Source organism: Aquimarina muelleri DSM 19832 (genome assembly GCF_000430665.1).
Classification (GTDB): Bacteria; Bacteroidota; Bacteroidia; order Flavobacteriales; family Flavobacteriaceae; genus Aquimarina; species Aquimarina muelleri.
This window is the reverse complement of sequence record NZ_KE387188.1, coordinates 136,201-149,459: the sequence shown is the minus strand read 5'-3', so window position 1 is coordinate 149,459 and position 13,259 is coordinate 136,201. Positions and strand designations below refer to the sequence as shown.

The 13,259-nt window shown below is 29.1% G+C and carries 10 protein-coding genes; 3 read left to right on the top strand and 7 right to left on the bottom strand.

Translation table 11 applies throughout. The features are described from left to right. Positions 1 to 30 precede the first annotated feature (30 nt). The 6 genes from H527_RS0119425 to htpG form a co-directional block, all read right to left on the bottom strand. Positions 31 to 297, bottom strand: coding sequence for a DUF2024 family protein (locus tag H527_RS0119425; RefSeq protein WP_027414185.1), 267 nt, complete (start codon positions 295 to 297; stop codon positions 31 to 33). A 24-nt stretch (positions 298 to 321) separates the two neighbouring features. Then, entirely contained in the window at positions 322 to 1,047 is a 726-nt protein-coding gene (locus tag H527_RS0119420) for a hypothetical protein (protein ID WP_027414184.1), read from the bottom strand. Between the two features lie 90 nt (positions 1,048 to 1,137). Further along, complete coding sequence (locus tag H527_RS0119415; protein WP_027414183.1) at positions 1,138 to 1,371, bottom strand: hypothetical protein; 234 nt, start codon at positions 1,369 to 1,371, stop codon at positions 1,138 to 1,140. A 131-nt stretch (positions 1,372 to 1,502) separates the two neighbouring features. Next, positions 1,503 to 3,818 carry an outer membrane beta-barrel family protein gene (locus H527_RS0119410; protein WP_051316876.1) on the bottom strand — a complete coding sequence of 772 codons (2,316 nt, stop codon included), beginning with the start codon at positions 3,816 to 3,818 and terminating at the stop codon, positions 1,503 to 1,505. An 85-nt stretch (positions 3,819 to 3,903) separates the two neighbouring features. Then, a complete protein-coding gene (locus H527_RS23355) occupies positions 3,904 to 4,893 on the bottom strand; it encodes a response regulator transcription factor (RefSeq protein WP_051316875.1) in 990 nt (329 codons plus the stop codon). A gap of 145 nt (positions 4,894 to 5,038) precedes the next feature. Next, positions 5,039 to 6,925, bottom strand: coding sequence for a molecular chaperone HtpG (htpG, locus tag H527_RS0119400; protein WP_027414181.1), 1,887 nt, complete (start codon positions 6,923 to 6,925; stop codon positions 5,039 to 5,041). Positions 6,926 to 7,162: 237 nt separating this feature from the next. Between htpG and H527_RS0119395 the strand changes: the two genes are divergently transcribed. The 3 genes from H527_RS0119395 to H527_RS0119385 all read left to right on the top strand — a co-directional run bounded on the left by H527_RS0119395 (position 7,163) and on the right by H527_RS0119385 (position 10,484). Beyond that, positions 7,163 to 7,828, top strand: a complete 666-nt coding sequence (locus H527_RS0119395; protein ID WP_027414180.1) for a TetR family transcriptional regulator C-terminal domain-containing protein — start codon at positions 7,163 to 7,165, stop codon at positions 7,826 to 7,828. Positions 7,829 to 7,873: 45 nt separating this feature from the next. Continuing rightward, on the top strand, positions 7,874 to 9,181 hold the full coding sequence (locus tag H527_RS0119390) for an ABC1 kinase family protein (RefSeq protein WP_027414179.1): 1,308 nt from the start codon (positions 7,874 to 7,876) through the stop codon (positions 9,179 to 9,181). A gap of 295 nt (positions 9,182 to 9,476) precedes the next feature. Further along, the gene (locus H527_RS0119385) at positions 9,477 to 10,484 is read left to right on the top strand and encodes a 3-oxoacyl-ACP synthase III family protein (protein ID WP_027414178.1); all 1,008 of its coding nucleotides are present in this window, start codon (positions 9,477 to 9,479) and stop codon (positions 10,482 to 10,484) included. 209 nt (positions 10,485 to 10,693) lie between these two features. Here the strand turns inward: H527_RS0119385 and H527_RS0119380 are convergent, their stop codons facing one another. Next, positions 10,694 to 13,063 (bottom strand): TonB-dependent receptor, encoded by a 2,370-nt coding sequence (locus tag H527_RS0119380; RefSeq protein WP_035089160.1) that lies wholly within the window; start codon positions 13,061 to 13,063, stop codon positions 10,694 to 10,696. Between the last annotated feature and the right edge of the window lie 196 nt (positions 13,064 to 13,259).

Genomic DNA, 13,259 nt, shown 5'->3' with positions numbered 1-13,259 from the left:
AAAGTTAGTAATCCTAATTATTTAAATACCTTATTCTTGGCAATTTTCTATTTCGATGATTGAATATCCTTTGATTTTAATATCATTAATTATTTCGGGGGTTCCTTGTTCGATATGGCAAAGTATACACTTATCCGAAGCAATAGTTTCGACTTTAAAAGACTTATTACTTAGATAATCTTCTCCAAATTTAAAAACAATAGAACGATCTTTTATAAAATCAGGAACAAGTATGTCAAAATGCATTACTATTCCATTGTTTCGTTTCACGTAAGTATCCCAAACTGCTATTTTCATATATTTATTTTATTATTTAAAATACTATTTTGATTTTACCATATATGGCAGAGAAAGATCTTTACTTAGTACACTATATACTTTGTATACACCGAGCATAGGTTTGTCTTTGATTTCTGTATTTACTTGCATGTATGCAGAGACAGCATCAAATTTGAAATCAGTTTTATTATTCATTCTATAATCTGGTATTATAACTTTAATACTGGTTTGATTAGTAATAACCTGAAAACCTGGAGAATCCATGTACATAGGCATTCCTGGATTGGTTGGTGGTAATTTTACTGTTGGATCTGTTTTTTTAAATTGTTTTACAGATAATCCCCCTTCTACGCGTTCATCTTTGTGCAAAATAACCCAGTGAGGATGCCATATAATACCATCATTATCATAGGTAAGATCATTATTTTCATCCCATAAGGGAGTGTCATCAAAATCAGGATGAGAGGTTAAAGCTAGGGCAACAATTCCTTCTGTTTTACTAAACCCTACATCAGTTGGTTGTAATGTAGTAGGAAAAACATAACCTAAAACAGGTGCGCCATGTAATTTTCCTATAGGGGTAGGGGTGGTATTTCCGGCTTTTCCCTTTACATGGATTTCCCAGATAGTACTGGCAATAGTTGTATCATGTATGATAGAAGCTTTTATTATTTGTAGATCATTATTATTGTATTTTATACATGTATCGCAAGCCAATAATGTGCTTGTTAAGAGAATGAATACTAAAGTTAAAATTGTATTTTTCATGTGTTTTTTCATTAGAATTTGTTAAGAACTATTTTTAAATAGTTAGGACTCTATAATATTAGGAATCCTAACTATTTAGATTAAAAAAAATTATCCTTTTACATCTGCTATAGATGCTCCAAAGTTAATATGTAATACATTTCCATTAGGAGTTAGTAATGCAGGAACTGATTGTACACCAGCTAACTCTGCACTTTTAATTTTTGATGGATCATTTCCTAAATGTATGATCTCTATATTATCAGAGCCAATTAAGTTAACAATGTCATGTTCTGCGGTGATACATACAGGGCAACCAGCGTGGTAAAAAATTGATTTATTCATTTTAAAATATTTATAAGTTAATGCAAAATTGCAATACAAATATAGTAAGGAATCCTAACTAAATATAATATTTTAATTGTTTTTTTAAGAGTAGGTTCCGTTAATGGTTAAGTATACTGTGATGATAGTTTTTATTGCATCCTATTCGATGAGTTATCAATATCCATATTTTTAAAAGAAGATTTTTTTGTTTCCCCAAATACATATTTTAAAGAAAATGATATTTCCCGACTATCTGCATAAAAAATATCTTGAACTTTGATGTTATTAGAAGTATAATTACTTTGATGCTTTACACTTTTAAAAATATCATTAAAGTTTATAGCAAGCTGTAATTTTTTTAGAAATGTTTTTGAAAAAGATATACTCGCCATAAAAAGAGCATTTCTTTTAAAAGCACTTTGATTCCTTTTGGTTAGCCCCCATAAACTTAATCCTAAAATTGTTTTTGGTGCAATTTTAAATTCATTATTTGAAAAGTAGTACAGATAAGGTTTACTAGATTTACTTATAGTTGTCGGGTTTTCAATTCTGTTATACTCTAATGTTAATGAATTTGTGGTATTCCAAAACTTATAGGTAGCGGTATTTGTAAATTGAATTTGATATCCTGATTCTTTTTTAAAATTTTGAGGAGAAGATATTACTCTGTTATCTATAGAATTATAGGATACGTCGTAGAAAACAGGATTGTCTTTAATGTAATAATTAAGGTTGAAATTATATTTTTTATATTGCAGTTTAGTAGATATTTCTTCGGTAATAGTTGGTTTTAAATTAACGTTTCTTGAAAACTCTACAAAAGGATTAATGAATGTGCTAATAGAACTAGCGTTAAGGTAATCTGGTCTGCTTATAGTTTTATTATAGTTAATATAGATACTTTTAGCAGTATCTAGAGGGAATTTAATCTGTAGTTTGGGAAAATAATTAAATTGTTTTCTGTCTACTAATAGTTTAGCATCTTTAAAACCACCTTTTACAATATTCATTTCAGATCGAATACCGGCTGAATATTCTATTTTATTAAGTTTTCCAGAAAGTTGTGTATACGAAGCGTAGATAAATTCTTGATAATTATATTTAGAGGTTTTTATATTAGAAGGATTTACAAATTCGAAATTAGAAAGAGCAACAGCATAGGCTTTTGAAATAGCGCCTCCCATTTCAAATTTTATAGTATCATGAATTTCTTTTTCAATATCTATTTTACTAGCAAAAACATCAATTTCGTATCGTTGATTTCTGTTTTGCGATAACTTAAAACCTGTTTCATTTAAGTTATTAAAAATAGTACTTTTTGGATGTCTAATATAGTTGGAGTGTTGAAAACCAAAAAATAAATTAGTTGCAGAATCTATCTTTTTATTAAAATTTATAGTGCTACTTATAAAACTTCTTTTTTCATCATTTTCTCCCTTGGTTAGGATATAATCCTTTTCTGTTTCTTGTTGTAAAACTGTATTTGTTTGGATAGGGAATTTATCAGATTGAGCCCTTAAGTTTGTATAGACTGAGATATAATCTTCTTTATTTAACTGGTAAAACAAACCACCTCCTATAATAAATTGTGGTCTTGGGCCTATAGCATTTACATCGTATTTAGATTCGATATTTTCATCTAAAATTTTGAGTTCAGATCTAGCACTTTCCCAAAATCCTAATTGGTTGTAATTAAAATTTGCTCGTAGTTCTAATTTGTTTTTTTTATAATTAGAATTTATGCCCAAATAGTTGTTGAAACGGTTTTTGAAGGAAGCAATTTCAGATAATGTTATGGTATGACCATTCATTTTACTACTTTCTCTTGTAATTAGGATAAGAATTCTTCCGTCGGCTTCATACTTTGCAGGTGGGTTTTCTATAAGTTCTATATCTTTTATGTCTTCTACGGATAAAGATTTAAGTTGGTCTAAATCGATTTTTTGATTGTCGATATAAAGTAAAGGGTTTCCTTTTCCTATAGTATAGATAGATTGTTTATTTGAGCTTATTTGAATTCCCGGAAGCTTAGATAAAAGATCGATAGCTGATGTAGAAGATTCTAAATTAGAATTTTTAACACTAATTTTTAAATTGCCGTTACGTATTGTCACAGGGTTTTTAATAGTCTTAATAGTTACTTCATCTAATAATTCAGTGTTTTTATGAAGTATAATAGAGACAATTTTATCTTGATCTAATAGGATTTTTATGGACTCTCTACTATACCCTAACGAGGTAACATTAATAGTATATTCGTTTGGTTTTAATTTTTCAATATAAAATTTACCATTTTTTACCCAACTAGATTCTATAATATTTAAATCTTTATCAAGAACAATTACTTCTCCTTTTTCTATTATAATATTATCAGAATTAAAAATAGTTCCGGATATATTATATTTTATTTGACCATAGCAGATATAAGAAAGAAAGAGGAATAGAGGATATACGATGCGCTTCATTTTATTTTTGAAGCAAATAACTCATGAAATATAAAAAGAATAGTAATAAAACTAAGCTGAATAAAGTACTAGTACTGGTATGAATTTATTTTTTAAGGAGTAAATCTTGTCGGCTAGATATATTTAACTTATTGTAAATGTTAGTGATATGAGTTTTCACAGTGCTAAGGCTAATAAATAACTCATTTGCGATCTCCTTGTTGCTTTTACCAGAGATTATAAGGTCTTTTATAACTTTTTCTTGATTACTTAAGGGTATTTCGTTAGTCTTTTTTTGTTTTTTTACGGATCTTATATAAATAAAACTCAATAGAGCAATAATCAAAAAAGCTATTCCATTTATCCAGATACTTATGTTATATTTTTTATTTACAATTTTTTGATCAATAAAGCGCAATTTATTTTCTAAGTACACATAAGTGGAAGGATCCAGTTCGCTGGATTTAAGTTCTTTTAATAAACTTGTATAATAATCAGGATTTTTTCTAACATCTTTTTCTAATAAATTTTGGTCATCTAGTCTTTTTATACCGATAAGTTTTACTAAAAGTATTTGTAAAGAATCTTTTACATACCCTTTGGTTTCTATAAGATATTGTTTTGGATCAAAATCAGATGTCAAGTTTTCGTATCTGGCTTCAAACTTTTTTAATTTTTTCCATTCCCTATTTGCAATATTATCACTTGTTTGCTTATCAAATAGTTTTTTTCCTTTATTAAAAAAGATAGTATCGTTTTTAGATAAGATAAATAGTTCAAAGTTTTTTATTTTATTAAAAAGTATGTCTTTTTCTTTTTTGGGTAGTGCGTTTACATGTACTTTATAAATAAGATTTGTTGAGGTGAACAAGCTTTTATCAAAATTAAAGAAGCCTTCTTTTGTAATGGAGGAAGAAGCAATAGTTTTTACATTATAATTATTTAAGTTTTCTTTAAGTTGAACTTGACTTAAATAAACTTTTGATTCCCATTGCTCAGGGTTTTCAATATTTACATATCCCGAAACACAATTTTGCCCAAATAGATGTACTCCTATTAATAATAGAATGGTAAGAATAAAATTCAAGTTCTTCATTTTATAAAAGTATGTAAATCATTATGGATGTAAAAAAATATAATGTTAGTTTTTTTAAATCAAAAAGTAGTGTTATATAAAAAACCGCTTCAATGATACAACAAAGAAGCGGTTTAATATGTCTAACAACGTTAGTGATCTAATACTATTTTACCATTTCGTAACTACGTTTGATAAAATCTGTTAACTCTTCTCCTTTTAATAGGTTTTGAGAAAGCCTAGCTAAGTCCAAAGATTGTTTTATTAAACGCTCTTTTTTCTTATCTGTTTTGGCATCTTTAATTTGGCTGATTAAATCATGATTTGTATTTACAATAAGGTTATGCATCTCTGGCATATTACCAAACATGTTCATACCGCCGCCGCCTGTTTGCTGCATCTCTTTCATTCTACGCATAAATTCTGGCTGCGTGATCATAAATGGCGAAGCATTGCTATCCATTGCTTCTAGTTGTATCGTGTATTTTTCTTTAGGCACCACTTTTTCAAGATCTGTTTTAAGACTTTCTTTTTCCTCATCAGATAATTTAGAAATTGTTTCTTCATCTTTTTTGATAAGGTTATCAATATGATCTCCATCTACTCGAGCAAAAGAAATATTTTCTTTACTTGTTTCTAATTTTTGAATTAAATGAGAAACGATAGGAGAGTCTAAAAGTAATACTTCATAACCTTTGTCTTTGGCTGCAGAAATATAAGAATGTTGTTCCTCTTTATTAGATGCATACAGAACTATTAGTTTGCCATCTTTATCAGTTTGAGAATCTTTAATTTTTTCTTGTAATTCTTCAAAAGTAAAGAAAGAATTATCTACGGTTGGAAAAAGAGCAAATTTGTCTGCTTTTTCAAAGAATTTATCTTCAGAAAGCATTCCGTACTCGATCACGATTTTTATATCATTCCATTTTTGCTCAAAATCTTCTCTATTGTTTTTAAACATAGAAGTTAATTTATCTGCAACTTTTCGAGTAATATAACTAGATATTTTCTTTACATTTCCATCTGCCTGTAGGTAAGAACGAGATACATTAAGAGGGATATCTGGAGAATCTATTACACCTCTAAGCATTGTAAGGAATTCTGGTACAATACCTTCTACATTATCTGTAACATATACCTGATTTTGGTATAATTGTATTTTATCTTTTTGCATGTTCATATCCTGACCCATTTTTGGGAAATATAAAATTCCCGTTAGGTTAAAAGGATAATCTACATTAAGATGAATATTAAAAAGAGGCTCTTCGAATTGCATAGGGTACAATTCACGATAAAAACTTTTATAATCCTGATCTTCTAAATCTGCTGGTTGTTTAGTCCATGCAGGGTTAGGATTATTAATAATGTTATCTACTTCTTGAGTAGGAGCAGGATCTTCTTCTTTAGCATCTTCAGGCTTTGGTAAAGTTTCAGTCTTCGTACCAAATTTAATAGATACTGGCATGAACTTGTTATACTTTACCAATAACTCACGTATTCTACTTTCTTCAAGAAACTCTGCATCATCTTCTCCAATATGTAAGATAATTTCGGTTCCTCTTTCGGTTTTATCATGAGCTTCAATACTATATGTTGGTGATCCATCACAAATCCAATGTGCTGCTGGCTCATCTTTATAAGATTTTGTGATAATCTCTACTTTACTTGCAACCATAAAAGCAGAATAGAACCCTAAACCAAAGTGCCCTATGATTCCAGAATCTTTAGCACTGTCTTTATATTTTTCAAGAAATTCTTCAGCTCCAGAAAAAGCAACTTGATTGATATATTTTTCAACCTCTTCAGCTGTCATACCAATTCCTTGGTCGATGATATGTAATTGTTTCTTCTCCTTATCAATTTTTATTTCGATAAAAGGATTGCCATACTCTACATTTACTTCACCAATACTAGTTAAATGTTTTAACTTTAAAGTCGCATCTGTTGCATTTGATACTAATTCTCGTAAGAAAATTTCATGATCAGAATACAAGAATTTTTTAATTAAAGGAAAAATGTTTTCTACCGATACATTAATACTTCCTGTTGCCATTTTTATACTGTTTTAATTTAATTATTATCTTCTTTTGAAGAGTACTAGTCAAAAAAAATACCAATTAATAGTAACTGCCAAACTGACACTTTTTCCTATGTCTATTTTGTAATTATTAAGAGCAAAAAAGATTCAATACTTATCAGAAATAATTTTTTAATATATTTTTTTGTTTAACTTATTTTGAAATAAATTAAACAATTTATATCTTTACGTAGAAAAATAATTTATAAAGATATGGCTGCAAGTAAAAAGAATCAGACTATAAATGACCAAATCATAATATCAAAATACATGGATTATGTATTGGAACAGGATCATTATCCAAATTCTGTTTATAAATTTTGTAAGGACAATAAAATAAAAGAAGAAGAATTTTATTCTTTTTTTGGCAGTTTAGATAATGTAGATAATGCTATATGGAGTACTTTTTTTATAAATGCCATGACAGCAATGAATAATAATGATGAGTACGGGGCTTTTTCAAATAGAGATAAGTTACTTACATTTTTTTATACTTTTTTTGAGATACTAACTTTAAATCGGAGTTATGTTTTGTTTGCTCTTAACAGATATAGTATGCCTATAGAAAATTTAAAACAATTAAAAGATTTAAGAGTACATATTAAAGATTTTGCAGGACAATTAATTAAAGAAGGCAATGAGGATAAATCATTTAAAATAACTAAAAATCCTCTTTCAGTCTATGCAGAAGGAACTTGGTTACAATTTCTATTTATATTAAAATTCTGGAAAGAAGATTCCTCACCAGGCTTTGAAAAAACAGATATAGCAATAGAAAAATCGGTAAACACAATCTTTGATTTGTTTGATAATACACCTCTTAATAATGTATTAGACTTTGGAAAATTTCTTTGGAAAGAAAAAATAAAATGGAATTAATGAAATAATTAATAATTGGATAGAAAATAACATAAAAGAAACTAAATGAAGACAATAGATAAAATACCTACCAGCAAATTAGGACGGACGGCAGAGCTTGTAAAAACAGGAGTAAAAGTGGGTGGGAATTATCTAAAATATTATGGCAAAAAAGCAGTTAATCCAGATGTGACCAGAGATCAATTAAATGAAGATAATGCTACAGATATATATGATGGATTAAAAAATTTAAAAGGAAGCGCGTTAAAGGTAGCTCAAATGCTTTCTATGGAAAAAAATATTTTACCTAATGCTTATGTAGAAAAATTTTCCTTATCTCAGTTTAGTGTTCCGCCTCTCTCGCCACCTTTAGTGAGAAAAACTTTTAAAAAATATCATGGTAAATATCCAGAAGATTTATATGATTCGTTTGTAACTCAATCTGTTAATGCTGCGAGTATCGGTCAGGTACACAAAGCTACTAAAGATGGGAAAAAACTTGCTGTGAAAATTCAATACCCTGGAGTTGCAAACAGTATAAGTTCTGATTTAGCGATGGTTAAACCCATCGCTATCAGAATGTTTAATTTAAAAGGAAAAGATTCTGAAAAGTATTTTAAAGAGTTAGAAGGTAAACTTTTAGAAGAAACAGATTATATATTAGAGGTTAAGCAAAGTAAAGAAATTACGGAATCTTGTTCAAGAATTCCTAATTTAAGATTTCCTAAATATTATGAATCCTTATCTAGCGAACGTATCATCACTATGGATTGGATGGATGGGATGCATCTTAGTGAGTTTTCAAAAGTAAATAATGATCAGGATATAGCTAATAAGGTTGGTCAGGCACTTTGGGATTTTTATATGTATCAAATGCATATTCTTAAAGCAGTGCATGCAGATCCGCATCCAGGCAATTTTTTGGTAGATCATGAAAATAATTTGATAGCAATTGATTTTGGATGTGTAAAACAAATCCCATTAGAATTTTATACTCCTTATTTTGAGTTAGCAGAGAAAGAAAACATAGAGAACCCTGAATTTTTCAATCAAAAGATGGTTCAGTTAGAAATATTGAAAGAAGAGGATTCTCCTACAGAAAAAGCATTTTTTTCTAAATTATTTTATGAGATGCTGAGTTTATTTACTAAGCCCCTTAACTCAGAGATATTTGATTTTGCAGATAAAGATTTCTGGAATAGAATAACAGAACTAAGTGAAAAATATTCAAAAGATACAGAATTAAGAAAAATGAATGGTAATAGAGGAAGCAAACATTTCTTATATATCAATCGCACATTTTTTGGACTATATAATTTACTACACGATCTTAAAGCTGAGATTAGAGTTAAAAATTTTGAAAAGTACCTGTGATCAGTTAACTAACTGATCTGGTTTGTTTATTTATTGGTTAGGTTGTTAGAAAGATGCGCTGTGGTTGGCGCATCTTTCTTGTTTAATATCTTATTAAATAGGGTGATTGTTAATCGATTTTACTATGAAATGTTTTTGATACAAGTCTAAAAAACAGGTCTTTGTTGTTATGTTTGTTATGCACGCATATAATATAACAAAGGTTTCTTTTACCAATACCTAGAGAATACATATCTTGTGTGGCAGATTTTTAATAAGGATAGAATAACGCACATAATACACAATAACTAGCTATATGTATACTTCAAAAATATCAGGTTTGGGATCTTATGTTCCTGAAAATATTGTAACCAATGATGATCTTTCTAAAATAATGGATACCAACGATGAATGGATTCAGGAAAGAACAGGTATAAAAGAGAGACGTCATATTAAAAAAGGAGATGGTAATAGTACTTCTGTAATGGGAGTTAAAGCTGCTAAGATAGCTTTAGAAAGAGCTAATCTTGAAGCAGATGACATAGAGTTAATTATTTTTGCCACGCTTAGTCCAGATATGTATTTTCCAGGAGGAGGAGTGCAAGTTCAGGAAATGATGAATATGAAAACAATTCCTGCGTTAGATGTTCGTAACCAATGTAGCGGTTTTATCTATGCTTTATCCGTAGCAGATCAATTTATTAAAACGGGCATGTATAAAAATGTCTTAGTTATAGGAAGCGAAAATCATAGTGGTGGTTTAGATATGACAACCAGAGGTAGAGGGGTTTCTGTAATTTTTGGGGATGGAGCAGGAGCAGCGGTATTAACCAGAAGTGAAGAAGAGGGAAGAGGGATTTTATCCACCCATCTGCATAGTGAAGGGGCTCATGCAAAAGAATTATCTCTGGAAGGACCTAGTACAGAGCATTGGGTACCAGAGATTATTGCAGAAGATCCGCAGGAAAATATTCCGTACTACCCATATATGAATGGTCAATTTGTATTTAAGAATGCTGTAGTGCGTTTTTCTGAAGTTATAAATGAAGGTTTGCAAACCAATAACCTTTCGTCTACCGATATCGATATGTTAATACCACATCAGGCAAATTTGAGAATTTCTCAATTTGTACAAAAAAAGTTTAAATTGTCGGATGATCAGGTGTTTAATAATATTCAAAAATATGGTAACACTACAGCAGCTTCTATTCCGATTGCACTTACAGAAGCATGGGAAAAAGGAAAGATAAAAGAAGGAGATATAATAGTTCTTGCTGCTTTTGGTAGTGGTTTTACTTGGGGAAGTGCTATTTTAAAATGGTAGTAGTCTGCAACATAAATATAATAAAAACGCGAAACATATTGCTTCGCGTTTTTTGCGTGATAACTTGGTTACTTTTTCTTTAAAGGCTAATTCAAATAAATCATAACCATGATTCTATATATAGAAACGTTATAAAATGGATAGTGTTACAGAATATGCTATTTTTTTGTAATTATTTAAGATTATTACGCTATTTTTTTAAGAGTTCTTTAAAGTATTCCTCCACCAGACTTCTCATTAGTATCTCTTTGTTTTCTAGAAGCTTTTCTATTTTTTCCGCTTCCAAATCTATACGATAAACCTAAGAAAACAGTCTGTGTTTCGCCTTTAAACTCTCCATTTTGTGGATACGGATTATCTCCATAAAATCGAAAACGCATGGTGTTAAAAACATCATTAAAATTAACACTGACACTTCCTTTACCTTCCATAAAACTATATCGGGCACCAGTATTTATAAAATAAAATGGTTTTGTTTTAAATTGTACTCCTTCTTGTTCCCCTCTGTAAAAACCAAATACCTGAAATGTTAGATTTTTGGTAGCTTTTAAGCTGTTGTTAACTCTGAAATTATATATAACAGCATCTACTTCTTTACTTATGTTATCTATAATTCCTTTTTGTGTTTGTCCATAAAGATCAAAACTAGCGTTAAAACTCCACCAATTAGTTAGCTTATAATTACTAGATACTTCTATGCCATAAGCAGAATTATTGTCAAAATTTCCAAAAGTTAATATTTGACCTTCTTCTACATCAGGATTTTCTATTAGTGTTTGGTTAATTTCATTATTAATTATCCTATAAAAAACACCGCTAGTTATAGATCCTTTATCAAGCTTTTTGGTATAATTTGCTTCAATAGAGTTTGTAAATTGTGGATCTAATGAAGGATTTCCGATCGAAACTATTCTTGGAGTACTCCATTCTCTAATTGGATTAACTTGATTTAACCCAGGCCTGTCAATTCTTCTGCTATAACTTAATTGATAGCTGTTTTTTTCGCTAGGAGTATAGTTAAGGTATCCAGAAGGATATATTGTAAAAATATCATCTTCAAATACTTTTTCTCCATTAAAAACAGCTTCTACTTCATAGTTCTCTACACGCGCTCCTAATTGATAGGACCATTTCTCAAAATTTTGACCATAAGTAGCATAAAAAGAATGTATATTTCTATCGTAGGTATATTTAGAATTTGAAAATAAAGTAGATTGGTATTTATTATTTGTTCTTCTTAATCGGGTTTCATATCCTAATTCTAACTTAACTTTTTCAGTTAATGGATTTACATAATCTAAATTAATTGTAGTGTTATTTCTCTCATTATCGATAATATCTTTGTAGTCTATCAAAGATCCATCTCCTCCTGTAAAATTAAACCTATCATCACTATCACTATTAAAATTATTATAGTCTACTTCTAATTCGATATTATGACCTTCTTTTTTGAAGTCGTGCTTATAGTCAAAATTATAAGTAGAACCCAAATTATCATTATCGCTGATTAGGTTTTGAGATATATCATTTAAGGTAATATCGGTAAATAAAATATCAGTATTTCCAGAGGTTAAGCCATCAAATAAATTTTGATTAGTGTATACAGAAATAGTATTGTTATCATTAATAAAATAATCTAAACCTATTTTAAAAAGATGCGATTTATTATTATCTAAAAAAGTAAAGTTTGTTCTGTAATCTTCATCTTCTCTAAATACAAACCCACCATTTAATTGTTTTGTGATGTTATTGCCATAGTTACCATAAAAATTTATTTTTCCAGTTCTATAATTTAAATCTACAGAACTATTAAATCGTGCATTTTCATCAAAATTAAGACCTAGATTAACATTCCCGTTAAAACCTATATTACTGTTTTTATGTAATACGATATTTATAATTCCGCTCATTCCTTCTGGATTATATTTAGCAGATGGATTAGTAATTAGTTCTATTTTTTTAATAGAAGTAGAAGGAATTTGTTTTAGTAATTGAGCAGCATCAATATTAGTTGGTTTACCATCAATAAGAATACGAACATTTTGGTTACCTCTAAGTGCTATGTTTCCATCTTGATCTAGATTAACTGATGGTATATTATTCATTATTTCAGAAGCAGTGCCTCCAGTTGTGGTTAGATCTTTTCCTATATTAATCACTTTTCGATCAATTTTTTGCTCTATAGTAGTTCTTTCTGCAATTACAGTAACATCATCTAAGGTTTCAGCTTCCTCTTCTAATGCAATGATACCTATATTTAAATCTTTATTCTTTTTAGAAATCTCTATAAATTGAGAATATGTTTTGTACCCTATAAATTGTAATTTTAAAGTATACCTCCCTTTGGGGATATCTAAGATTAGAAAATCTCCGTTTTCGGTGCTTATACCACCACTAATAATTTTATGTGATCCGTCATGAATTGAAACTGTAGCGTAGGGGATGGGCTGTTGCAAGCTTTTGTCAATAACCTTTCCTTTTAAAGTTCCGATTATAGAATTATTACTTGGTTGTGCTGATAGTAAAAGACACCAGAATGAGAAGAGTAATAAAATAATTTTTTGATTAATTGTATTCATTTGTAATGTTTATTTGATTGATGAATGTTATACATTGTACTTTGTATTGCATAATACATATGCATAGTGATTTCATGTATATAGAAGTAAGACGAGGGTATGGGGATTCTGTTACACTTTATTTTAACAAAATATTGAAAAACCAAAAACCGCCTCTATTTTTTTTTAGAGGCGGTTTTATATAATAATCAAATGA